Here is a 22,601-nt window from a genome sequence, read left to right as displayed (position 1 = left end):
CGAAATCCCGGCTGCAGATCTGAACTGCAGCCCAGATCAAATCACCGCGTCCAGCTCTTAGCCTGGACGCCGTCGAGGGGGAAGGATCCTTCGTGACCGAAACCACTGAGCTGTCTCCGGCTGTGGATACATCTTCTGCTGCCGAATCAACGGCAGCACCCGCCAAGAGCAGCGGCCTTGCAGGCCTCAAGCTCGCCCAACTCCAGGCCCTCGCCAGCCAGCTGGGCATCTCCGGCGGTTCCCGCATGCGCAAGGGCGATCTGGTTACGGCCATTTCCGCTCACCGCGCAGGCACCCCGGTAAGCAAGGCTCCGGCCCGCGCTGCCGAAAAGGCGAGTGACAACGGCACCGTTGCCCACGCAGCCGCCCCGGTAGCTGCGCCCGCCACGGCGCCAGCCGCCGAGGAGGCCCCGGCCCAGGAAAGCCCCCGCGCCCGCCGCGGCCGCAGCCGCCGTGCAGGCAGCGACGGAGTCGTCACCGCGCCCGCCGCTGAGGCACCCGCCGCTGCCCCGGTAGAAGCCCCCGCGGTTTCCACCGACTCCGGCACGGCCGTTTCCGGGACGGAATCCGGCGACCGCACGAGGCAGCCGCGCACCCGCAACCGCCGCCGCGGCGAAGCCGCAGCCCAGGCCACCGAGGCCGGTGGGCAGAACGCCGTCGAGGCCCAGGCCGAACAGCCCGCCGCCGAGCAGCGTGAACAGCGCACAGAACAGCGCACTGAACAGCGCGAGCAGCGCACAGAACAGCGCACTGACCAGCGTGAACAGCGCGAGCCGGCCAGCGAAGACGGCCAGCGCCGCGACACCCGCACCCGTGGCGGCCGCGACGAAACCGCCGGCAGCCGCGACAACACCCGCGACAGCGATGATATCGACGGCGGAAGCCGCCGGAACCGCCGCAACCGTCGTGACCGCAACGACCGCGGTGACCGCCAGGGCGGCCAGCAGGACAGCCGCGACAACTCCTCGCGCAACGACCGCTTCCGCGACCGCAACGACCGCCGCCGCGGACGTCAGCAGGGACCGGATGTCGACGACGTCGAGGTCACCGAGGACGATGTCCTCCTGCCGGTCGCCGGTATCCTCGACGTGCTGGAGAACTACGCGTTCATCCGCACCTCCGGTTACCTGCCGGGCCCGAACGACGTCTACGTCTCGCTCGCCCAGGTCAAGAAGTACAACCTGCGCAAGGGCGACGCCTGTGTCGGTGCCATCCGTGCACCCCGCGAAGGTGAGGACCGCAGCCAGCAGTCCGCCCGCCAGAAGTTCAACGCCCTGGTCCGCGTCACCTCGGTGAACGGCAAGACGCCGGAAGAACTCAAGGACCGCGTCGAATTCGCGAAGCTCGTCCCGCTGTACCCCTCCGAGCGCCTGCGCCTCGAGACGGACCCGAAGAAGATCGGCCCCCGCGTCATCGACCTCGTGGCCCCGATCGGCAAGGGCCAGCGCGGCCTGATCGTTTCGCCGCCGAAGGCCGGCAAGACGCTCATCCTGCAGTCCATCGCCAACGCCATCACCACCAACAATCCTGAGGTCCACCTCATGATGGTGCTTGTTGACGAACGTCCCGAAGAAGTCACGGACATGCAGCGCACCGTCAAGGGCGAGGTCATTGCCTCCACCTTCGACCGTCCCGCCGACGACCACACGACCGTGGCCGAGCTCTCCATCGAACGCGCCAAGCGCCTCGTGGAAATGGGTATGGACGTTGTGGTGCTCCTGGACTCCATGACCCGCCTGGGCCGTGCCTACAACCTGGCAGCCCCGGCTTCAGGCCGCATCCTGTCCGGTGGTGTGGACTCCGCCGCGCTGTACCCGCCGAAGCGCTTCTTCGGTGCAGCCCGCAACATCGAAAACGGCGGCTCGCTGACCATCCTGGCCACCGCGCTCGTCGAGACCGGCTCCAAGATGGACGAGGTCATCTTCGAAGAGTTCAAGGGCACCGGCAACATGGAACTGCGCCTGTCCCGCCAGCTCGCGGACAAGCGCATCTTCCCGGCCGTGGACGTCAACGCGTCCGGTACCCGCCGTGAGGAAAACCTGCTTTCCCCCGAGGAAGTCAAGATCATGTGGAAGCTGCGCCGCGTCCTGTCCGGACTCGAAACGCAGCAGAGCCTTGAGCTGCTGACCAACAAGATCCGGGAGACCCAGAGCAACGTCGAGTTCCTCATGCAGGTGCAGAAGACGACGCTTGGTGCGAAGTCCGATAACGACAAGTAGCTAAGTAGGGGCGGGGAGCGGATTCCTCGCGTGGTTCGCCGCGCGGGTTTTCCGCCCCCGCCCCTTCGCGTGGAGGCTCGATCCTGACGGATCGGCGCCTCCACGCTCCGGCAGGCCCGATGCCACTCCCGGGGCGGAAAACCCGCGCGGCGAATGCATCGCTACGCCAGCAGGCCCGAAAGGGAGATGACGAGGGCCCCGACCTGAGCTTGCGAAGGTTGGGAGTCATCGATCGCACTCCCGGGGCGGCAGAAAACCGAACGGCTTCGCTGCTTGCACACCTTCTCTATCGCGTTACTAGACTTGTAAGAGTCGAAAGAGGTTTGAAAATGTTTGAGTCCGTACAGGGCCTGCTGGATGAGCACGACTCCATCCAGGCCCAGCTGGGGGATCCTGCTGTCTACGCCGACCAGCGGCTGGCCCGCAAGTTGGGGCGGCGTTCTGCCCAGCTGAACGGCATTGTGGAGGCTTACCACCGCTGGGAAGCCATCAGCGACGACCTGGCGGCTGCCAAGGAAATGGCGGACGAGGACCCCGAGTTCGCGGCCGAGGTACCCGAGCTGGAGGCTGCGCTGGAGACGGCGGCGGCCAGGCTGCGCCGGCTGCTGATCCCGCGCGACCCTGACGATGCCCGCAACGTGATCCTCGAGGTCAAGGGCGGCGAAGGCGGCGACGAGGCTGCGCTGTTCGCCGCGGACCTCCTGCGGATGTACAGCCGTTATGCGGAATCCCGCGGCTGGAAGACCGAGATCATCTCCGCCACCGAATCGGACCTTGGCGGCTACAAGGACGTCCAGATGGCCGTCAAGGGCAACTCGAACGATCCGGCCGAGGGCGTGTACGCCCGCCTCAAGTTCGAGGGCGGCGTGCACCGGGTGCAGCGTGTCCCCGTCACCGAATCCCAGGGCCGCATCCACACTTCGGCCGCCGGTGTGCTGGTGCTGCCCGAAGTGGACGAGCCCGAGGAACTAGAGATCAACCAGAACGATCTCAAGATCGACGTCTACCGCTCCTCAGGTCCCGGCGGGCAGTCGGTCAACACCACCGACTCCGCTGTGCGCATCACCCACCTTCCCACCGGAATCGTCGTCGCCATGCAGAACGAGAAGTCGCAGCTGCAGAACCGTGAGGCCGGCATGCGCGTGCTGCGTGCCCGCATCCTGGCACACCAGCAGGAGCTGATCGACGCCGAAAACTCGGCGCAGCGCAAGTCGCAGATCCGCACCATGGACCGCTCCGAGCGCATCCGCACCTACAACTACCCGGAAAACCGGATCGCGGACCACCGCACCGGTTACAAGGCCTACAACCTGGACCAGGTCATGAACGGCGACCTGGAACCGGTGATCCAGTCGGCCATCGAACTGGACGAGCAGTCCCGGCTCGACGCAATCGGCGAATAGGCGAGGGTCACTCGTGATGACAGCAGGCGATGGTCCGAGCCTCGCGGAGGCCGTCAGCGAGGCGACGGCGGTTCTCGCGGCGGCCGGCGTGCCCAGCCCGCGCGTGGATGCCGAGCTCCTGGCMGAGCACCTGCTCGGCGTCGGGCTCGGCCGGCTGCGCGCGTTGATGCTCGGCGACTCGCCGGCGCCGGAGGGCTATGCCGACCTCGTGGCCGAGCGGGCGCAGCGGATCCCGCTGCAGCACATCACCGGCGTGGCGCACTTCCGCTACCTCGAACTCGCCGTCGGCCCCGGCGTGTTCATCCCGCGGCCGGAAACTGAATCCGTGGTGCAGCTGGTGCTGGACTGGCTCAAGGACAGGGACGGGTTGGTGCACCCGAAAGTGGTGGACCTGGGCACCGGATCCGGCGCGATCGCAGGATCGATCGCATACGAGGTTCCCGGCGCGGAAGTGCACGCGGTGGAGTACAGCGAATTCGCACACGCCTGGGCGGCGAAAAACCTGGCTTCCCTGGGCGTCCACCTCGTCCGCGGCGATCTGCGCGACGCACTGGGCGAACATAATGGCACCTTCGACGTCGTCGTCTCCAACCCGCCCTACATTCCGGCCGAAGCGATCCCGAACGAACCCGAAGTGGCGCTGCACGACCCGCCCGAGGCGCTCTACGGCGGGGGAGCGGACGGGATGGAACTTCCGACGGCGGCGGCTGCCTCGGCTGCCAGGCTGCTTGTCCCCGGCGGCTACTTCGTGATGGAGCACGCCGAAGTCCAGTCGGAATGGATCGCCGCGATGCTCAACCGCACCGGGGTGTTCTCCGAGGTGAGCACGCACCGCGATCTCAACGGCAAGGACCGTGCCACCAGCGCCGTCCTGACACCGTCAGTCCTGACATAGTCAGAGCTGACGGCGTCAGAGCAGACACTGCCAGACCTGACGCCTCGAAAATTTCGTGTCACAAGTGATGAAAGAATAGGCCAGTGACGACTAGCTACGATTGCACGGCAGCTGAGCAGCGCGCCGCGGGACTTGAACACGCCCAACGGGCCATCCGGGAGAACAAGTGCGTGGTTTTCCCCACGGACACGGTCTACGGCATTGCCGCCGATGCCTTTTCACCCCTTGCCGTGACCCTGCTGCTCGCGTCCAAGGGCCGGAGCCGGAAGATGCCGCCGCCCGTGCTGATCCCCAGGCTGAACGCCCTCGATGGCCTCGCCACGGACGTTCCGGCCGAGGCGCGTCGGCTGGCCGAGACGTTCTGGCCCGGCGGTCTGACCCTGATCCTGCACGCCCAGCCGTCACTGGACTGGGACCTTGGCGAGACCAAGGGGACTGTCGCCCTGCGGATCCCGGCCGACGAGATCGCCCAGGACCTGCTGACGCTCACCGGGCCCCTTGCTGTGTCCTCCGCGAACCGCACCGGGCACGCAGCGGCGCAGACCGCCGCGGACGCAGAGGCCCAGCTGGCGGAGTCCGTGGAGGTCTACCTTGAGGGCGGACCCCGGCCCGCCGAGGGTGCCGAGGCCCTCGCCTCGACCATTGTGGACGCGACGGCCGTGCCGTTGCGCGTAGTTCGACAGGGTGCCATCAGCCTCGAACGCCTCCGCGGTGTGGTTCCCGGGCTGCTCGACGTCGACGGCAACGCCCCCGATGCCGTGGACGCTGCTGACGCTGCTCCGGACAACGACGCCGCGCCCAAGGGTGATGCTGTGCCCGGGTCCGCTGCGCCGGAGCCCGCCGCGCCTGAGCCCGGTTCCGCATGACGCTTCAGCGCCAGCACGTCCCGTTCCTCGACGTCGAAGCGACCCCCGTGACGGTGTCCGAGCTGACCGCGGTCCTCAGCACCTTCGTGGCCGACGGCCGTACCCGGATCGTGGTGGGGCACAACCTGCACAGCGTGACGCTGCAGCACTCCGATCCGGCGTTCCGGTCTTTCTACGACCGCAGCGACGTGGTGCTGATCGATGGCGCGCCGGTGCTCTGGCTCTGGGCCAAGACCGGCGAAGAGGACGACGGCAGGGAACCGGTGATGGATTACCGGCTGGGGTCGACCGATTGGATTCCGGCGCTGGGAAATGTCGCGGGCTTGGAGCGCATCGCGGTCATCGGCGCAGGCGCCGTGGCCAACGCCGGCGCCGTGGCAAAGCTGCGCGAGATCGTCCCCGGGGCCAGAGTCGACGGCATGCCCGGCGAAGGCTGGAACAAGGATGTTGAGGAAACAGCGGTCGAATGGCTTAACGGGCTGCGCCCGCAGCTTGTGCTCCTGGGCCTTGGGATGCCGCTGCAGGAACAGGTCCTGGCCCGCCGGCTTGCCGCGCTCCCGCCGGCCATCTACTGCGCCGTCGGCGGCGCAATCGAGCAGATTGCCGGGGTGCAGAAGCTGGCACCGCGCTGGATCGGCCGGCTCGGGCTCGAGTGGGCCTGGCGGCTTATGCTCCACCCGCAGCGGGTGGCCTACCGGGTGTTCGGCGAGCCCTGGGTGCTGCTGGGGCTGCTGCTGCGCCGACGCCTGCGCCGACGCCTGCGCCGGCAGCCCTAGGGGCAGCACCCCTAGCGCCTGCGGCGCGGCGGGCTAGAACTTCTGGTCCTCCAGCGGACCGAAGCCCTTCCCGCGGAGCCCGGCGGAAAAGGCGCGGAACCAGTCCGCGAGCCCGCGGAAGTCGCCGCTGCGCAGGAAGTAGCCGAGGTAGCCGCCCACATCCGCGATGAATGACTTGACCCGGAAGTGCCGGCGGATCATGTAGCCGCGGTTCCGGTAGTAGAAGTAGCGCTTGAAGGCCGAATCCGGAACGATCACATGCCACCGCGCACCGAAGACGTGCTTGGTTTCGGCGAACGCGTGCGGGTGCGTGATGGCGGCAGTGGTGACGGTGCCGAAACGGATCCCGGCCTTCCTGAGCCTCAGCGTGAAGTCCACCTCGTCGCCGCGGATGAACAGGCGCATGTCCGGCAGGCCGACTTTGAAGAAGACATCGGAACGGATCAGGGCGCCGTTAAAGAAGTGTCCGTCGTCGGGCAGGAACCCGACCTTTTCCACCTCCGCACGCTCATGCGTGACCTTGCCATTGAGCCGGAAGAAAAAGGACAGCTGGTCGGGGTGGCCGGGGGCCACCACGAGCGGGACCACGGCGTCCAGGCCGCGTTCCTGCGCCTCGCGCAGCAGCGTGGCAAGGCATTCGGGGTCTGCCGGCTCGGCGTCGTCGTCCATCATCCAGATCCAGTCAGCCCCGCTGGCCACGGCCTTGAGGATGGCCAGCGAGAACCCGCCGGCACCGCCAAGGTTCGCCTCGGACCGGACATAGTCCACGTTGGCGTGCCGCTCGGCAACTTCCTTCGAAGGCACGGTGCCGCTGTCGACGAGGCAAATGGACCGCACCGGAGCGGTCTGGTTGTTGATGGCGTCCATCAGGACCGCCAGCTCCCTGGGACGGTCAAACGTCACGGCAGCGACTGCAACCGAGGGGGTCATCGCGGGGTCCTTTCATCACGACCGTCAGTGGTTTTCCCGCCGGCGGAGGGCCGTGTGACGCGAAGACAGGTGGCCGTTGGCATTAGTATCTTGACTAGAGTCCACTGTAATACAGCCCTGTCAGGCACTACGCACTGCCTGCCCTGCGCACGGCGACGGAGAAGTTTCATTTTTCGAAAGACAGTTCCACGGCAATTGAATCCACCCCATTTCCGCAACTCACTGGTGTGTCCGCTGCTGCGGAACGTGCCGGCGTGGGTTGCCTGCGCTGACGGTACTGACGGTACCGGGTTGGTGGTCTTCCCGTGATCATGTACCTGCTCATGATGCTGACGGCAGCGATCGTGAGCTACACGGCGACTTGGGGTGCCCGTCTGGTGGGCAACAAGCTCGAGTTGTATTCCCCGATCCGCAGCCGCGACATGCATTCCACACCGATCTCCCGGCTCGGCGGCCTGGGCATCTTCGCGGGGGTCCTGGTGGCCTTGGTCATGGCGAGCAATTCGTTCTTCGTCAAGGACATCTTCCGGAACAACACGGCACCGTGGGGAATCCTGGCTGGGGCCGCCGTGATCGTGCTGGTTGGCATGGCGGACGACCTGCTGGATCTTCGGTGGTGGGTCAAACTGATCGGCCAAAGCGCCGCCGCGCTGGTCGTGGCCATCTGGGGAGTCCGGATGACGGTCATCCCGTTCATCCCGGAGCCGTTCGTGATTGAGAACGAAGCCGTGAGCATCGTGCTGACCGCCGGGCTGATCGTGACCACGATGAACGCTTTCAACTTCATCGATGGCCTGGACGGCCTCGCCGCAGGCGTGGCGATTATCGGGGGAGCGGCGTTCTTCCTCACGGCCTACTGGGTCCACCGCACGGCCGTCCTGCTCGACCGCTCGGACCTGGCCACACTCCTGACCGCCGTGGTGGTCGGCAGCTGCGTCGGCTTCCTGCCGCACAACTGGTTTCCCTCGAAGATCTTCATGGGCGATTCCGGGGCCATGCTGATCGGCCTGCTGATGGCCTCGGCCGGCGTCGTCTCCACCGGCCAGATCAGCTCCGGCCTCTACGACCGGGCCAATGGTATCCCCACCGTCATCCCCATCCTGTTGCCGTTCGCAGTACTGTTCCTGCCGCTGCTGGACCTGGGCCTGGCGGTTGTGCGGCGAACCGCACTGGGCCGTTCGCCGTGGTCTGCGGACCGCGGACACCTGCACCACAAACTCCTGGACATCGGATACTCGCACCGCGGCGCCGTCGTGCTGATGTACTTGTGGACCTGCATCCTTGCCTTCGGCGGGCTCGCCTTCGCGATTTTCCCCTGGCACATAGTCCTCGCCGTCGATCTGGCCGCCGCGGCGATCATGGCCGTGGTGACTGCCTGGCCGTACCTGCGCCAGCGGGGACCGCGGCAGATGGCCCGCACTCCCGAGTAGCCCGGCATGCAGGAGGATCCTGCTCTGACGCGCTTTACCGAATAATTTCTATCTAATGTAGAATTCAGTGGCGGTGCTTCGCCGCCCACCTTGACCAGCCTCACGCCAGCGACGATTGGGATCTCATGACCTCCAACGCCGAACCGGGACCCGCTTCCGGCAACGGACCCGTTGGCGTCTCTGGCCCCACAAAATCCCTGTGGCTCAGACTGCTGGCCATGAGCTCCGCAGTCTCCGCCGCCGCCCTGGTGCTGACCGGCATCGCCGCCTTCATCTTCAACGGCGCCCTGGGGTTCTGGTCCGCCCTCTTCGGGGGAGCGCTGGTGATGGCGTTCTTCGCCATCAGCCTGGCGGTGGGCCACTTTGTCGGCCGCAACAACCCCTCCGGAGCGATCGGACTGTTCGTCGCGACGTACTTCGTCAAGGTTGTCGGCTTTGCCGTGGTCCTCTTCGTCATCGGGGCTCCGGCCTGGCTGCACGGCCGCTGGTTCCTGATCGGCGCCGTCGTGACCGTGGTGCTTTGGCAGGCTGCCGAAATTTACGGTTTCAGCAAGGCGAGGCTCCAGATTTACAACGACCCCGAAACCCGAAAAGACGGCACCGATGTTTAGCCGCAAAGCCGGACGCATACCAAATATCAAGTCAGTCAAAACACCTAAAACTACAGCCGGTGCCCCCGGTGTATCGACGGATGGCAGCGACGGCGGATACAACGCCGGGATCGCCGTCTTCAGCTACATTGTTGGCGGAATCATCGTCTGGAGTTTGATAGGGTGGGGACTGGATAATCTGTGGGGAACCCGCTGGATTGTGCTCGCAGGCGCTCTGCTTGGAGCTGCGGGAGGGTTCTATCTTTCTCATATGCACGGCCTCACCAGTAACAGAACTTCAGCTGGTGACGGCAATGCTGCACGTGGCCCGTCCCAGGACGAGGAACAGTAATGCCAAATAATTTTACAGGGGGAGAGGCGGGCACCAATGTCGCCGGTCCCCGCCCAACGCCCAATGATGGACACTGCAGAGAGGAAACGCGTTGATCGCGCTTGCGCTCCCGGCCCAAGATTCAGGAACCTTCACGCCTCCTGGAATTGAAGAACTTCACCTGCCGGCTATCATCCCCTGGGGTGCGGCCGAAGGATTTTCCAAGCAGATGCTGCTGGTAATCCTGTCGGTTGTCATTATCGCTACATTCTTTGTGATCGCTGCGCGGAAGCAGCAGCTCGTTCCCGGCAGGCTGCAGTTCGCAGGCGAGGCCGCCTATAGCTTCGTCCGCAACGGCATCGCCAAGGACATTATCGGCGGCCGGGACTTCATGAAGTATGTCCCGCTGCTGTTCAGCCTGTTCTTCTTCATCCTCGTGAACAACATCTACGGTGCAATCCCGCTGATCCAGCTTCCGACCTTCTCGCACGTCGGCGGAGCCTACGTGATGGCAGCGATCGTGTATGTCACCTGGATCGGCATCGGCATCAAGCGGAACGGCCTGAAGTACTTCAAGCTCGCGACGGTTCCTTCCGGTGTGCCGTTCTACATCCTCCCGATCGTCGTCCCGATCGAGATCATCTCCAACTTCCTGGTCCGCCCGGTCACGCACAGCCTCCGTCTGTTCGCCACCATGCTGGCCGGCCACTTGATCGTGATGATCTCCGGTGCGGGCATCGAATTCCTCGTGATGCAGGAAAGCGTTCTCCTCAAGGGCGCGTCCGTACTCGTCCTTGGCGGCGCCATCGCCATGTACATGCTCGAAGCACTGATCATGGTGCTGCAGGCCTACGTGTTCACGCTGCTGACCGCGATTTACATCGAGGGCGCGCTCCACGCCGACAGCCACTAGGCACAACGCCAAAAGGCGCTGCGCCAGGGGCACAACGCCAAAGGCACAACGCCAAAGGCACAACGCCAAAGGCACAACATAGTCTTCCCCTCTAGGGGATGAAGCAAACCAAACAACCTGCCACATGGGTGGCATCTTGAAAGGAACAAAAAATGGAAGGCTCCATCAACGGCTCCCTCAACCTCGTCGGCTACGGCCTCTCCGCCATCGGCGGTGGTATCGGTGTGGGTCTCGTGTTCGCTGCCTACATCAACGGCGTGGCACGTCAGCCGGAAGCCCAGCGCGTCCTGCAGCCGATCGCATTCCTCGGCCTTGCGCTGACTGAAGCCCTCGCCATCCTTGGCCTGGTCTTCGCGTTCGTTCTCAAGTAAACAGAACAACCGAAAATCCAGAACCGAGTAGATAAGGACGGGTGAAATATGAATCAAGCGATCATCTCAGCCGCCACCGAAGGCGGTACTAACCCCCTCGTTCCCAATCCTTGGGAGATGCTTGTCGTCTTCGCCGGCTTTGCTCTCCTCATGTTCATCGTGGTCAAGTACGTTGTCCCGATGTTCGAGAAGACCTTTGCAGAGCGGGCCGAGGCCATTGAGGGCGGCATCGCCAAGGCCGAAAAGGCCCAGGCCGAAGCCTCCGCAGCACTCGAAGAGTACAAGCAGCAGCTCACGGAAGCCCGCACCGAAGCCAACCGCATCCGCGAGGAAGCACGCGCCGAAGGCGCCCAGATCCTTGCAGAGCTGAAGGAGAAGGCGGCTGCCGAGTCTGCCCGCATCACCGCGCAGGCCCACACGCAGATCGAATCCGAGCGCCAGGCGGCCGTTGTGTCGCTCCGCGCGGAGGTCGGCACGCTGGCCACGACGCTGGCGAGCCGCATTGTCGGCGAGGCTCTGAGCGACGATGCACGGTCGGCCCGAGTGGTGGACCGCTTCCTGGCAGATCTGGAGAACCAGAACGCGGGTGTAGCTAAGTAATGGCAGGTGTATCGAGCGAATCGCTGGCCGCTGCGCTGGCGGCACTGGAGGCCAAGCTTCCCACCGCGTCGCTGCAGTTGGCAAAGGAACTCTTCGGAATCCTGGGAACGGTGGACAGCTCGGCAGGCTTGCGCCGCGCCTTGACTGACCCGTCCCGCAGCGGTGACGAAAAGTCGGCGCTGGTCAAGCAGCTCTTCAGCGGGAAAGTATCCGCTGACGCTGTTGAAATCGCGGCCGGACTGGCCAGCTCCCGCTGGGCATCGGCACGGGATATCGGCGATGCACTCGAGACTCTTGCCGCTTCGGTGGTCATCGCTGTTGCCGAGAACAAGTCGGCCGTCTCTGCCTCCGGGCTCACCGGACTTGAATCGCTGGAGAACGATCTGTTCTCCTTCAACCAGGCCGTTGAGTCCAGCCACGAGGTCCAGCGTGCTCTGTCCGAGCCGCAGGCCAGCCCGGCCGCCAAGGTGACCCTCGCCGAGAAGCTCGTACCTGGTGCGAGCGAGGAAGCGAAAGTCCTGATCGGACAGGCCGTCACGGCTCCGCGCGGGCTCAAGGTCACCAGGCTGGTTCGCCGTTTCGCCGAGCTTGCCGCCAAGCGCCAGCAGCGCTGGATTGCAACGGTCAACGTCACCCGTCCGCTGTCGGAGACACAGACCAGCCGTCTGCAGACCGGGCTGAACGCCCTTTACGGGCGCGAGCTCAAGATCAACATGAACGTTGACCCGGCACTGATCGGTGGCATCCGGATCCAGGTAGGTGACGAAGTGGTTGACGCTTCGGTCGCCGGCCGCCTGGGCCAGCTCCAGCGTCAGCTTGCTTAGCTAAGCCGGACAAGCACAAACCTAACGACAAGAAACCCCGGTCATCGTGAGCAACGATGATCACGAAAACAGGAGAGCAGGGACTGCAGATGGCCGAATTGACCATCAACGCCGACGACGTCCGTAATGCGTTGAACGAGTTCGCGGCGTCCTACGAACCCGGAAACGCAGAGCGCGTAGAGGTCGGCCGTGTAACAACCGCAGGTGACGGCATCTGTCGTGTTGAGGGCCTTCCCTCGGTCATGGCGAACGAGCTGCTTCGCTTCGAAGACGGCACCCTGGGCCTGGCCCAGAACCTCGACGTCCGCGAGATCGGCGTCATCATCCTCGGTGACTTCACCGGAATCGAAGAAGGCCAGGAAGTCCACCGCACCGGACAGGTTCTGTCCGTGCCGGTTGGCGACGCCTTCCTCGGCCGCGTGGTTGACCCGCTGGGCCAGCCCATCGATGACCTCGGCGAGATCAAGGCCGAGACCACCCGTGCCCTGGAACTCCAGGCACCCGGCGTGACCCAGCGTAAGTCGGTTCACGAGCCGATGCAGACCGGACTCAAGGCTATCGACGCCATGATCCCGATCGGCCGCGGCCAGCGTCAGCTGATCATCGGTGACCGCCAGACCGGCAAGTCCGCCATTGCAATCGACACGATTATCAACCAGAAGGCCAACTGGGCTTCCGGCGATGTCACCAAGCAGGTGCGCTGCATCTATGTAGCCATCGGCCAGAAGGCATCCACGATCGCGGCTGTCCGCCAGACCCTGGAAGACAACGGCGCACTGGAATACACCACGATCGTGGCTTCCCCCGCGTCTGACCCCGCAGGCTTCAAGTACCTGGCACCGTACGCCGGCTCGGCTATCGGCCAGCACTGGATGTACGGCGGCAAGCACGTCCTTATCGTGTTCGATGACCTGTCGAAGCAGGCCGAGGCCTACCGTGCAGTGTCACTGCTGCTCCGCCGCCCGCCGGGACGCGAAGCCTACCCGGGCGACGTCTTCTACTTGCACTCCCGCCTGCTGGAGCGTTGTGCCAAGCTCTCCGACGAGCTCGGTGCAGGCTCGATGACCGGCCTGCCGCTGATCGAGACCAAGGCGAACGACGTGTCCGCCTACATCCCGACCAACGTCATCTCCATCACCGATGGCCAGATCTTCCTGCAGTCGGACCTCTTCAACGCCAACCAGCGCCCCGCTGTGGACGTCGGTGTGTCCGTCTCCCGTGTTGGTGGCGCCGCCCAGGTCAAGTCCATGAAGAAGGTCTCCGGTACCTTGAAGCTGGAACTGGCCCAGTACCGCGACATGCAGGCCTTCGCCATGTTTGCCTCGGACCTCGACGCCGCATCGCGCCAGCAGCTGACCCGTGGTGCACGCCTGATGGAACTGCTCAAGCAGGGCCAGTACTCGCCGTTCCCGATCGAGAACCAGGTTGTCTCCATCTGGGCCGGCACCAACGGCCACCTCGACGAGGTTCCGGTTGAAGACATCAACCGCTTCGAGACCGAGTTCCTGGAGCACCTCAAGCACAAGTCCTCCATCCTGACGACGCTGGCCCAGACCAACGTCATGGACGATGACACCGCTGAAGCGCTGAAGACCGCAATCGTGGACTTCAAGAAGGGCTTCTTCGGCGAGGGAGACAACCTCCTGGTCGGTGCGGGGCACGAGGAGCACGCCCCCATCGGCGAGGATCAGGTCGACCAGGAAAAAATCGTCAAGCAGAAGCGCTAGTTTCGCTGGCAGGGACTGCCGGGACCCGCACGGGTTTCGGCAGTCCCGGCCATCGGGATCTTAGGAAAGGATAAGTATGGGAGCCCAGATCCGGGTCTACCGCCAGAAGATCAGCTCGACGACGTCGATGCGCAAGATCTTCAAGGCGATGGAACTGATCGCTACCTCGCGCATCGGCAAGGCCCGCGCACGCGTAGCAGCTTCACTGCCTTACGCGAACGCGATCACGCGTGCCGTTTCTGCTGTCGCAAGCCAGAGCGAAATCGACCACCCCCTGGTCACCGAGCCGGCGCAGATCCGCCGGGCCGCCGTCCTGGTTATCACCTCGGACCGTGGCCTCGCGGGGTCTTACTCGGCGAGCATCCTCAAGCAGGCCGAAGGCCTCAATGAGCTGCTCCACGCGGAAGGCAAGGAAGTCAAGACGTTCCTGGTCGGCCGCAAGGCGCAGGCGTACTTCGACTTCCGGAACCGTGAATACGCTCGCGTATGGACCGGCAACACGGATGCACCGGAGTTTGCGACCGCGCGGGAAGTCAGCGAAGCATTGCTGGCTGATTTCGCTACCGCCTACGAAGAGGGCGGCGTCGACGAAATCCACGTCGTTTACACCCGCTTCAAGTCGATGGTGACCCAGGAGCCGACGGTCGTTCGTCTGCTGCCGCTCGAGGTCGTCGAAGAGAAAGCCGCGTCCGAATCGGACCTGCTTCCCCTCTACGAATTCGAGCCGGAAACGGAGCAGGTCCTCGATGCCCTGCTGCCGCGCTACATCGAATCACGTATCTTCGCCGCCATGTTGCAGGCAGCAGCTTCCGAGCTCGCAGCCCGCCAGCGCGCGATGAAGTCCGCCGGCGACAACGCGACGGATCTCATCAAGAAGTACACGCGTCTGCGCAACACTGCCCGCCAGGCTGAAATTACGCAGGAGCTTTCCGAAATCGTTGCCGGTGCCGACGCGTTGTCCGCGTCCTAGCCAGCACGAGCCCGGATCCAGCTGTACCTGCACCAAAGAATAAACTTAACCCCACGCCATCTACTGAGTGAAGTGAGAGAGATGACTGCCACTGCTACCGATCACGTAGCCGCAACGTCCGGTGCTACCGGTCGTATTGCACGTGTTATTGGCCCGGTTGTCGACGTCGAATTCCCGGCTGACGCAATCCCCTCGATTTACAACGCACTCACCACCGAGATCACTCTCAACGGTGAGACCCGAACCGTCACGTTCGAGGTTGCCCTGCACCTGGGCGACAACCTCATCCGTGCTATCTCCCTCCAGGCCACCGACGGACTTGTCCGCGGTACCAACGTTGTAGACACCGGCGGCCCGATCACCGTGCCCGTGGGCGACGGCGTCAAGGGTCACATCTTCAACGTGCTGGGCAAGCCGCTGGACGTCGACGAGTCCGAGATCCAGGCTTCCGACTACTGGCCGATCCACCGCAAGGCTCCCGCCTTCGCGACCCTGGAAGGCTCCACCGAGATGCTGGAGACCGGCATCAAGGTGATCGACCTCCTCACCCCGTACATCAAGGGTGGCAAGATCGGTCTGTTCGGTGGTGCCGGCGTCGGCAAGACCGTGCTGATCCAGGAAATGATCACCCGTGTTGCCCGCAACTTCGGTGGCACCTCGGTGTTCGCCGGTGTCGGCGAGCGTACCCGTGAAGGTAACGACCTCTGGGTCGAAATGGAAGAGGCCGGCGTCCTGAAGGACACCGCCCTTGTATTCGGCCAGATGGATGAGCCGCCGGGAACGCGTCTGCGCGTGGCACTGTCCGCCCTGACCATGGCGGAGTACTTCCGCGATGTGCAGAACCAGGACGTGCTGCTCTTCATCGACAACATCTTCCGCTTCACCCAGGCAGGCTCCGAGGTTTCCACCCTCCTCGGCCGCATGCCGTCGGCTGTGGGCTACCAGCCCAACCTGGCTGACGAGATGGGTCTCCTCCAGGAGCGCATCACGTCCACCAAGGGCCACTCCATCACCTCGATGCAGGCCATCTACGTTCCCGCAGATGACTACACCGACCCGGCTCCGGCCACGACCTTCGCACACCTCGACGCGACCACGGAACTTTCCCGTGAAATCGCCTCCCGTGGTCTGTACCCGGCCGTTGACCCGCTGACGTCGACCTCCCGCATCCTGGATCCGCAGTACATCGGACAGGCCCACTACAACACGGCCGTCCGCGTCAAGCAGATCCTGCAGAAGAACAAGGAACTTCAGGACATCATCGCCATCCTCGGCGTTGACGAACTCTCTGAAGAAGACAAGATCGTCGTGTCGCGTGCACGCCGCATCCAGCAGTTCCTCTCGCAGAACACCTACACCGCCAAGCAGTTCACCGGCGTCGAGGGCTCCACAGTATCCATCAAGGACACTGTTGAAGGCTTCACCGCGATCTGCGACGGCGAACTTGACCACGTTGCAGAGCAGGCGTTCTTCAACGTCGGCGGCCTGGACGACGTCGAGCGCCAGTGGGCCAAGATCCAGGAACAGACCAAGTAATATGGCTGAGCTTGAGGTTGAGATTGTCGCAGCGGATCACTTCGTGTGGTCCGGAGCGGCCAAGATGGTCAAGGCCCGCACCAGCGATGGTGAAATCGGAATCCTGCCCGGCCACTCGCCCCTGCTGGCGATTCTGGCCGAAGGTGAGCTGGCAATCGAGCCGGTGTCCGGTGACCGCATCTCTGTAGCCGTCGACGGGGGATTCTTCTCCGTTGACAACAACAGGGTGGTCATTGTTGCTGACAACGCCCAAATGGGCGAAGCGGCTACTGCGGGGATCCGCTAGCACGACCTTGATGAACAGTATTGGTTTGCCGTTCATCGTCCTGGCAACTGCGTTTGCGTTGCTGGTATTTGCACTGTGCCTCATGGGGGTGCGCCGCTTCAATCTGCGGCGCGCCCTCGGCACGGTGGACGCCTCCATCTGCACGGCTGGAAAAAGCTGGCAGATGGGGGTTTGTCGTTATCAGGACAACGACCTCGAGTGGTTCCGCCTGGTCTCACTCAGCGTCCGTCCCAAGCACACCTTCCGGCGCAGCTCGCTGGAGCTCCTTGGCCGGCGCAAGCCCACCGAATCCGAGCTCCTCAAGGTCCAGCCCGACGCGGTGATCGTGGAGCTCCGCTACGAGGGGCGGCAGGTCCTTCTCGCGATGCGCTTCGATGCCTACACAGGGTTGTCATCCTGGCTTGAGGCCGGACCGGTCATCGGCGTCGGCACCTGGCGCTAGCCTCGGTGGACTACCTTGACAGCCTCCGCCTGGTCGACGGCCCGGTGGTGTGGCTCGCGTGGGCCGCCGGTGCGGCGGGCCTGGCCTACCTCCTCTGGCACGCCGCCCTGCGGCACCCGGGTTTCCGGCACACCGCTTCTGGGCACATCAGGCGTCGCCTGCCCGGTGCGGCCGTCGTCGTCGCTGCCGTGACCCTGTTCGCCGCATTGCTGGTCGCGGCCGTGCACTGGTTCCTGATCTACGCCATCACGGTCTTCCCCGCCGAACTGCCTGGGGAGACCCTCGTCTGGTCCCAAGTTGGCGTCGGCGCCCTGCTCCTGTGGATCATGTGCCTGTTCGGTCTCCGGGTCCGCGGACGCAGCCGCACCAAACCTTGGCGTTCAGGTGCCGCAGCCACGGCCGCCTTTCTGGCCGTCCTCGCGCTTGCCGCTGTACAGATCAACATCTACTTCGGCCTGAACCACACCGTCGGAGATCTCACCGGAACGGCAGTAGCCCGGATCAAGCCGCTCGAGGCCGGCCTGACGCGCGCGGCCGGCGGCCCGGCCTCCACCGGGCTCGCCCACTGGCAGGCACCTGCCCACCTTCCCGACGGCGTCATCCGCAAGGCGGTCATCCCCGGCACGATCTCCGGCTTCCAGAGCCGGGACGCCTACGTCTATCTCCCGCCGGCCTACCAGAGTTCCCCCCGGCCCGCGCTGCCGGTGCTGGTCCTTTTTTCCGGCCAGCCGGGCAGCCCCGCCGACTGGCTGACCGGCGGCGCGCTCCGGATCCGGCTGGACCGGTTCGCTGCGCAGCACGGCGGGGTGGCGCCCGTGGCGGTGGTGGTCGATCCCAACGGCTCGCCGACGGCAAACACACTGTGCCTCGACAGCCGGATTGCCCAGGCGGACACCTTCCTGGCGCGGGACGTGCCGGACTGGATCAACCGCACGCTCGACGTCGACCCGAACCCCAGGCAGTGGGCCGCGGGCGGCTTCTCGTTCGGCGGCACCTGTGCCATGCAGATGGTGACGCGGCATCCCGACGTCTACAGCGCGGCGCTGGCCTTCTCCAGCGAGGACGAGCCGGCCCTCGCGAAGGAGCGCGCCAAGACCATCGAGGCTTCCTTCGGCGCCGACGCCGAGGCCTTCGACCGGCTGACCCCGCTCCGCGTCATGGCGGAAAACCGCTTCGACGGCCACGGCGTGTACTTCGCCGCAGGAGACCACGACCCGGAGTTCACCGGCTACATGGACGTGCTCTCCGACGCGGCACGCCGCGCCGGGTTCACGGTCGAAACACACCGGATCGCCAACGCGGGGCACTCCTGGGACACAGCATCCAACGGCCTGCCCGGCGGCCTGGACTTCCTGGCCCGGCGCTGGGGGATCTCGCCATGAGCCAGACCAAAAACGGCAGCACGCGGACCGCGGCGGGCACGGGGCCGGAGGGCCCGTTGCTGGGCGTCTGGCGGCAGGGGATGCGCCAGACGCTGGCGCACTTCCGCGCCGTACCCTTCACCCTGGCGGTCCTCGCGACCTTCCTGGCCGTCGGTGCCGTCACGGGCAGCTTCCTGTCCGGGCCGCCGAACGCCCTGCTGCCCATCGCCTCCGTCAACGCTCCGGGGCTGAGGGCGGGTCACTGGTGGTCCCTGTTCACGTCACTGTTCTTCGCCACCAATCTGCTGGCCTACCTCGCCGCATCACTGATGATCCTCCTGCTTCTGGGCCTCGCTGAACGGCATCTGGGGACGCTGCGGACAGCCGTGTTCTTCTTTGCGGGCCAGTTCGCGGCTGTGACCGTGTTCCTGCTGATCACCCAGCTGGCCCGGTATATCGGCGACGGCTGGCTCGGCCTCATGGTCAATGCCCGGCTGATCGGCCCCTACGCCGCCGTCCTGGCCGTGGCCCTGGCCGCCAGCGGGCTGCTGCCCACTTTGTGGCAACGGCGGCTGCGGACCGCCGTCGTGTCCGCGTCGCTGCTGCTGGTGCTCTACGTCGGGCATCCGGAGACGGTGGTGGGGCTCGCCGGTGCCCTCGCCGGCCTGGCCGCGGGCTGGTGGATCCAGGGCGACCGGGGGACCCTGCACCGCCACCGTTCGACGGGACGCGAAACGCGCAACCTGTTGGCGCTCACGGTCGCCATCTTCGCGGTGGGACCGATCCTCACGGCAGCTGTCAGCAGCCCCACCGGGCCCCTGGCCTTGTTGCGTGACGTCGTGCTGAACCCGCTGCCCACACTGAGCCAGCTGGAGGAAAACTGCGGCGGGACGGTTGATGTCAGCTGCCTGGAGGCCGGCCGGGCCGGATTCGCCGGTCCGCTGGGCCTCGCGCTGGCGGTGGTCCCGGTGGTCCTGCTGTTGATCTGCGCGGACGGCATGCGGCACGGCCGCCGCCTGGCCCTGCGGATCGCCATCATCGTCCAGCTCGGCGTTACAGCCCTGGCCGCCGTGTACCTCGCCCTGTTCGCCCGCATTCCGCACTATCCCAACCGGCCGCACACGGCCGTGATGGGCTCCGGCTTCGTCCACGTCCTTCCGCTCGTGGCCGTTCCGCTGCTGCTCGTTGTGCTGCTCTGGCTGAACCGCCGGCAGTTCCGGGTGGAGACGGCACCGCGGGCCCGGGGGATCCTGGGCATCGTGGTAGGCGGGACGTGGCTGGGGCTGGCCGGAGCCTACGCGGTCGCGTGGCTGGCGGCCGGCGGGATGGACCGCGACGGGGGAGTGCTGGGCCTGGCCGCGGAACTCGCCCGGCAGTACCTGCCGCTGCCCATTCCCGGCGCCTACAGCAGGCTCTTCCAGAACCGGTACGCCGTCGAGTCCTTTCTGTTTGCCTATGCCGGCATCATCTTCTGGGGAGTGGCCCTGGCCGCGGTCTGGCTGGTCCTGCGGCGGCGGCTGCATGGTACCGGGATGAACAGTACCGACGTCGGCTTCGGGGACCGGGACACGGCCCGTGACCTCATCCGCCAGGGCGGAGACTCGCTGTCCTGGATGGCGCTCTGGGAACCGAACAAATACTGGTTCACGCCGGACCGGCGCGGCGGGGTGGCCTATCAGCAGCACGGCAATGTGGCCCTGACGCTGGCGGGCCCCTTCGGACCCGCTGCCCTCCATGAGGAGACCGCGGCGGGTTTCATGCGCTATTGCGCCGAGCACGCCCTGATCCCGTGTTTCTACTCCTGCACCGCCGACCTGTGGCCGATGCTCCGGGCCCGCGGGTTCCGCCGGGTGGCCGTGGCCCAGGAAACCAGGCTCGCCGTGCGGGAACTCGAGTTCAAGGGCAAGGAATGGCAGAACGTCCGCACCGCGCTGAACCGTGCCGCGAAGACCGGCGTCGAAGCCGTGTGGGGGCGCTACAGCGAATTCCCGGCCCCGCTGCGGGCCCAGCTGAGCGAGGTCTCCGAGGAATGGGCGGCGCAAAAGCACGTGCCGGAGATGGGCTTCACGCTCGGCGGCATCGACGAGCTCGACGACGACGAAGTGCTGTGCTGCCTGGCGGTGGACGCCGCCGGACACGTGCAGGGTGTCACGAGCTGGCTGCCGGTGTACCAGGACGGACAGCTGGTGAGCTGGACCCTGGACTTCATGCGCCGGCGCGGAGACGCGTTCCCTGGCGTCATGGAGTTCCTCATTGCCTCCGCCGTGCTGGAACTCAAGCGCACGGTCGAGGTCATCTCCCTTTCCGGCTCGCCGCTGGCGAAGGACCGTGCCGCAGACGACGCGGCCCGGCGCAGCGACGCCGGGGACGCTGCTGGAGATCCCGCTGGAGACACTGCCGAGAGTCCTGCCGGAGCCGCTGCCGGGGGCGGCGATGCCGGGCCTGAGGGGCTGGCCGGGATCCTGGACGTGGTGGGCCGGGCCCTGGAACMCATCTATGGCTTCCGCTCGCTGGCAACGTTCAAGTCGCGCTTCAAACCGGACTACCGCACGCTTTACCTCTATTACCAGGATCCGCTGCAATTGCCCGCGATGGGCCGGGCTCTGAGCCGCGCGTATCTTCCCGGGCTGTCCGTCCGGCAGAGTGCACGTCTGCTGCGCACCCTGGTGCGTTAGCCGGCCGGGTCCGGCGGTTATTGCCCGGCGCGCCTGGCGCGGATCCGGGCCCTGCCGTAAACGCATTCGCGCGGCCGTGCAATTCGGATGAACAATATCGCTTGACCAATAGAGGCGTGGCCAAAAGGCGAAGACCTGAAACGCCGCGGCCAACAATGCACAAAAAATGATCCCCGGCACAAATGCCGGGGATCATTTTGGTGCCGGGAATGCCCTAAAGCACTTCCTGACGAGAGACTAGACCAGCGTTACGCCGGTAGCCTGGGGGCCCTTGGCGCCCTGGCCGATCTCGAACTGAACACGCTGGTTCTCGTCGAGGGTCTTGAAGCCACCGGTCTGGATCTCGGAGTAGTGAACGAAGACATCGCCATCGGAGTCATCCGGGGTGATGAAGCCGAAGCCCTTTTCTGCGTTGAACCACTTGACGGTTCCCTGTGCCATTTGTTTCTCCTCATTGTGGATCTGAATAAGTCCGGCGCACTTCACACCGCACTTGGTCACTCTGCGAGAAGAACCTTTGGCAACGGACCGGATTCCCGAACCGTGGCTGCAGGAGCTTCACGCTCGCAACATGTCTTGCGAGCATGAATAACACCTACACAAAGACTTGTATAAGAATTTCATGACACTTGCGTCAGGTCAACGGGCGAGCGGGAGAAATGCATAAATTTTGTGCAAAGAACCGCTTAACGCGAATCGCTGCCGCGGAAAGACTGCCGCAGGGCGCTTAGAAGAGCCTGGATTCGCTGTCGTCAACGCCGCGCATGGCGTCGTAGTCAAGGGTCACGCAGTCAATTCCGCGGTCCTTGGCGAGGACTTTGGCCTGCGGCTTGATCTGCTGGGCGGCGAAGATTCCCCGGACCGGAGCCAGCAGCGGGTCCCGATTCAGCAGTTCCAGGTACCGGGTGAGCTGCTCGACGCCGTCGATGTCGCCGCGCCGCTTGAGCTCAATGGCCACGGTGGCCCCATCCGCGTCCCGGGCCAGGATGTCCACGGGGCCGATCGCCGTGAAGTACTCGCGGCGGATCAGCGAGAACCCCGTGCCAAGCAATTCGATCTGGGCGGCCAGGAGCCGCTGGAGGTCCGCCTCAACGCCGTCCTTGATCAGGCCAGGGTCCTGGCCCAGTTCGTGGGACGTGTCGTGCAGCTGCTCATGAATATTGATAATGAGCCGGTCATCGGTCTTGGCCGACTGGACCGTCCACTGCTCGACGACGCCAACCTCCACGTCGACCTCATCCGGGGTGGAGACGCGCAAAGACGCAGGAGGGCTCATCCAGTTCAGGGGCTTGTAGGATCCGCCGTCGGAATGGACCAGGACCGAGCCATCGGCCTTGACCAGCAACAGCCTGGTGGCCAGCGGGAGGTGGGCTTTGAGGCGGCCGACGTAATCAACGGAGCAGCGGGCTATGACTAAACGCACCCGGTCCACTCTACCGTCTGTGCGGGGGTCCCC

22 protein-coding genes are annotated in these 22,601 nt (G+C 65.2%); 19 read left to right on the top strand and 3 right to left on the bottom strand.

The genetic code is table 11. The features are described 5' to 3' along the window. Nucleotides 1–92: 92 nt before the first annotated feature. The 5 genes from rho (at nucleotide 93) to AC1D2F_RS11085 (ending at nucleotide 6,159) form a co-directional block, all read left to right on the top strand. Entirely contained in the window at nucleotides 93–2,219 is a 2,127-nt protein-coding gene (rho, locus tag AC1D2F_RS11105; RefSeq protein WP_364748113.1) for a transcription termination factor Rho, read from the top strand. Nucleotides 2,220–2,548: 329 nt separating this feature from the next. After that, on the top strand, nucleotides 2,549–3,622 hold the full coding sequence (prfA, locus tag AC1D2F_RS11100) for a peptide chain release factor 1 (RefSeq protein WP_229995273.1): 1,074 nt from the start codon (nucleotides 2,549–2,551) through the stop codon (nucleotides 3,620–3,622). Nucleotides 3,623–3,638: 16 nt separating this feature from the next. Further along, nucleotides 3,639–4,517 carry a peptide chain release factor N(5)-glutamine methyltransferase gene (prmC, locus tag AC1D2F_RS11095; protein WP_476966725.1) on the top strand — a complete coding sequence of 293 codons (879 nt, stop codon included), beginning with the start codon at nucleotides 3,639–3,641 and terminating at the stop codon, nucleotides 4,515–4,517. 83 nt (nucleotides 4,518–4,600) lie between these two features. Further along, on the top strand, nucleotides 4,601–5,383 hold the full coding sequence (locus tag AC1D2F_RS11090; protein WP_476966724.1) for an L-threonylcarbamoyladenylate synthase: 783 nt from the start codon (nucleotides 4,601–4,603) through the stop codon (nucleotides 5,381–5,383). Beyond that, nucleotides 5,380–6,159, top strand: coding sequence for a WecB/TagA/CpsF family glycosyltransferase (locus AC1D2F_RS11085; RefSeq protein WP_476966723.1), 780 nt, complete (start codon nucleotides 5,380–5,382; stop codon nucleotides 6,157–6,159). The genes AC1D2F_RS11090 and AC1D2F_RS11085 overlap by 4 nt, the downstream gene beginning before the upstream one ends. A gap of 33 nt (nucleotides 6,160–6,192) precedes the next feature. Here the strand turns inward: AC1D2F_RS11085 and AC1D2F_RS11080 are convergent, their stop codons facing one another. After that, nucleotides 6,193–7,089: a glycosyltransferase gene (locus AC1D2F_RS11080; protein WP_229995277.1), complete on the bottom strand. Its 897-nt coding sequence runs from the start codon at nucleotides 7,087–7,089 to the stop codon at nucleotides 6,193–6,195. A 305-nt stretch (nucleotides 7,090–7,394) separates the two neighbouring features. On the opposite strand from AC1D2F_RS11080, the gene AC1D2F_RS11075 reads away from it, so the two are divergent. The 14 genes from AC1D2F_RS11075 to AC1D2F_RS11010 all read left to right on the top strand — a co-directional run bounded on the left by AC1D2F_RS11075 (nucleotide 7,395) and on the right by AC1D2F_RS11010 (nucleotide 21,145). Further along, nucleotides 7,395–8,519, top strand: coding sequence for an MraY family glycosyltransferase (locus tag AC1D2F_RS11075; protein ID WP_229995278.1), 1,125 nt, complete (start codon nucleotides 7,395–7,397; stop codon nucleotides 8,517–8,519). 125 nt (nucleotides 8,520–8,644) lie between these two features. Continuing rightward, nucleotides 8,645–9,130, top strand: a complete 486-nt coding sequence (locus AC1D2F_RS11070; RefSeq protein WP_229995279.1) for a Cg1360 family ATP-synthase-associated protein — start codon at nucleotides 8,645–8,647, stop codon at nucleotides 9,128–9,130. Then, entirely contained in the window at nucleotides 9,123–9,461 is a 339-nt protein-coding gene (locus AC1D2F_RS11065) for a hypothetical protein (RefSeq protein ID WP_476966722.1), read from the top strand. The genes AC1D2F_RS11070 and AC1D2F_RS11065 overlap by 8 nt, the downstream gene beginning before the upstream one ends. Nucleotides 9,462–9,552: 91 nt before the next feature. Then, on the top strand, nucleotides 9,553–10,353 hold the full coding sequence (gene atpB, locus AC1D2F_RS11060; protein WP_476966721.1) for a F0F1 ATP synthase subunit A: 801 nt from the start codon (nucleotides 9,553–9,555) through the stop codon (nucleotides 10,351–10,353). A 152-nt stretch (nucleotides 10,354–10,505) separates the two neighbouring features. Next, nucleotides 10,506–10,724: an ATP synthase F0 subunit C gene (gene atpE, locus AC1D2F_RS11055; protein WP_028276067.1), complete on the top strand. Its 219-nt coding sequence runs from the start codon at nucleotides 10,506–10,508 to the stop codon at nucleotides 10,722–10,724. A gap of 48 nt (nucleotides 10,725–10,772) precedes the next feature. After that, a complete protein-coding gene (locus AC1D2F_RS11050) occupies nucleotides 10,773–11,324 on the top strand; it encodes a F0F1 ATP synthase subunit B (RefSeq protein ID WP_028276066.1) in 552 nt (183 codons plus the stop codon). Next, entirely contained in the window at nucleotides 11,324–12,148 is an 825-nt protein-coding gene (locus AC1D2F_RS11045) for a F0F1 ATP synthase subunit delta (protein ID WP_229995282.1), read from the top strand. The genes AC1D2F_RS11050 and AC1D2F_RS11045 overlap by 1 nt, the downstream gene beginning before the upstream one ends. A gap of 89 nt (nucleotides 12,149–12,237) precedes the next feature. Continuing rightward, nucleotides 12,238–13,875, top strand: a complete 1,638-nt coding sequence (atpA, locus tag AC1D2F_RS11040) for a F0F1 ATP synthase subunit alpha (RefSeq protein ID WP_229995288.1) — start codon at nucleotides 12,238–12,240, stop codon at nucleotides 13,873–13,875. A gap of 76 nt (nucleotides 13,876–13,951) precedes the next feature. Then, on the top strand, nucleotides 13,952–14,845 hold the full coding sequence (locus AC1D2F_RS11035) for a F0F1 ATP synthase subunit gamma (RefSeq protein WP_229995283.1): 894 nt from the start codon (nucleotides 13,952–13,954) through the stop codon (nucleotides 14,843–14,845). Between the two features lie 81 nt (nucleotides 14,846–14,926). Then, a complete protein-coding gene (atpD, locus tag AC1D2F_RS11030) occupies nucleotides 14,927–16,381 on the top strand; it encodes a F0F1 ATP synthase subunit beta (RefSeq protein ID WP_090581405.1) in 1,455 nt (484 codons plus the stop codon). Between the two features lies 1 nt (nucleotide 16,382). Then, nucleotides 16,383–16,667, top strand: coding sequence for a F0F1 ATP synthase subunit epsilon (locus tag AC1D2F_RS11025; RefSeq protein WP_090581408.1), 285 nt, complete (start codon nucleotides 16,383–16,385; stop codon nucleotides 16,665–16,667). A gap of 10 nt (nucleotides 16,668–16,677) precedes the next feature. Then, nucleotides 16,678–17,109 (top strand): DUF2550 domain-containing protein, encoded by a 432-nt coding sequence (locus AC1D2F_RS11020; RefSeq protein ID WP_229995284.1) that lies wholly within the window; start codon nucleotides 16,678–16,680, stop codon nucleotides 17,107–17,109. Between the two features lie 5 nt (nucleotides 17,110–17,114). After that, a complete protein-coding gene (locus AC1D2F_RS11015; RefSeq protein WP_476966720.1) occupies nucleotides 17,115–18,491 on the top strand; it encodes an alpha/beta hydrolase in 1,377 nt (458 codons plus the stop codon). After that, nucleotides 18,488–21,145: a bifunctional lysylphosphatidylglycerol flippase/synthetase MprF gene (locus AC1D2F_RS11010; protein ID WP_476966719.1), complete on the top strand. Its 2,658-nt coding sequence runs from the start codon at nucleotides 18,488–18,490 to the stop codon at nucleotides 21,143–21,145. Before AC1D2F_RS11015 ends, AC1D2F_RS11010 begins: the two co-directional genes overlap by 4 nt. Nucleotides 21,146–21,382: 237 nt before the next feature. On the opposite strand, the gene AC1D2F_RS11005 is transcribed toward AC1D2F_RS11010, so the two are convergent. Together AC1D2F_RS11005 and nucS are read right to left on the bottom strand one after the other, a co-directional pair. Next, a complete protein-coding gene (locus tag AC1D2F_RS11005; protein WP_011692441.1) occupies nucleotides 21,383–21,586 on the bottom strand; it encodes a cold-shock protein in 204 nt (67 codons plus the stop codon). 286 nt (nucleotides 21,587–21,872) lie between these two features. Then, nucleotides 21,873–22,568, bottom strand: a complete 696-nt coding sequence (gene nucS / locus AC1D2F_RS11000) for an endonuclease NucS (protein ID WP_026266819.1) — start codon at nucleotides 22,566–22,568, stop codon at nucleotides 21,873–21,875. Nucleotides 22,569–22,601 lie beyond the last annotated feature (33 nt).

This window comes from Arthrobacter sp. P1_B3 (genome assembly GCF_056406615.1).
Note: the sequence above shows the minus strand (reverse complement) of the source record. Positions and strands in the feature narration are given on the sequence as shown.

What these genes read in the sequence shown, in the direction of transcription:
- AC1D2F_RS11070 (WP_229995279.1), top strand. Translation starts at nt 8,645, where the DNA reads ATGACCTCCAACGCCGAACCGGGACCCGCTTCCGGCAACGGACCCGTT.
- AC1D2F_RS11065 (WP_476966722.1), top strand. Translation starts at nt 9,123, where the DNA reads ATGTTTAGCCGCAAAGCCGGACGCATACCAAATATCAAGTCAGTCAAA.
- AC1D2F_RS11045 (WP_229995282.1), top strand. Translation starts at nt 11,324, where the DNA reads ATGGCAGGTGTATCGAGCGAATCGCTGGCCGCTGCGCTGGCGGCACTG.
- atpE (WP_028276067.1), top strand. Translation starts at nt 10,506, where the DNA reads ATGGAAGGCTCCATCAACGGCTCCCTCAACCTCGTCGGCTACGGCCTC.
- AC1D2F_RS11050 (WP_028276066.1), top strand. Translation starts at nt 10,773, where the DNA reads ATGAATCAAGCGATCATCTCAGCCGCCACCGAAGGCGGTACTAACCCC.
- prfA (WP_229995273.1), top strand. Translation starts at nt 2,549, where the DNA reads ATGTTTGAGTCCGTACAGGGCCTGCTGGATGAGCACGACTCCATCCAG.
- atpA (WP_229995288.1), top strand. Translation starts at nt 12,238, where the DNA reads ATGGCCGAATTGACCATCAACGCCGACGACGTCCGTAATGCGTTGAAC.
- AC1D2F_RS11085 (WP_476966723.1), top strand. Translation starts at nt 5,380, where the DNA reads ATGACGCTTCAGCGCCAGCACGTCCCGTTCCTCGACGTCGAAGCGACC.
- AC1D2F_RS11025 (WP_090581408.1), top strand. Translation starts at nt 16,383, where the DNA reads ATGGCTGAGCTTGAGGTTGAGATTGTCGCAGCGGATCACTTCGTGTGG.
- AC1D2F_RS11020 (WP_229995284.1), top strand. Translation starts at nt 16,678, where the DNA reads ATGAACAGTATTGGTTTGCCGTTCATCGTCCTGGCAACTGCGTTTGCG.
- atpD (WP_090581405.1), top strand. Translation starts at nt 14,927, where the DNA reads ATGACTGCCACTGCTACCGATCACGTAGCCGCAACGTCCGGTGCTACC.
- AC1D2F_RS11035 (WP_229995283.1), top strand. Translation starts at nt 13,952, where the DNA reads ATGGGAGCCCAGATCCGGGTCTACCGCCAGAAGATCAGCTCGACGACG.
- AC1D2F_RS11005 (WP_011692441.1), bottom strand. Translation starts at nt 21,586, where the DNA reads ATGGCACAGGGAACCGTCAAGTGGTTCAACGCAGAAAAGGGCTTCGGC.
- AC1D2F_RS11080 (WP_229995277.1), bottom strand. Translation starts at nt 7,089, where the DNA reads ATGACCCCCTCGGTTGCAGTCGCTGCCGTGACGTTTGACCGTCCCAGG.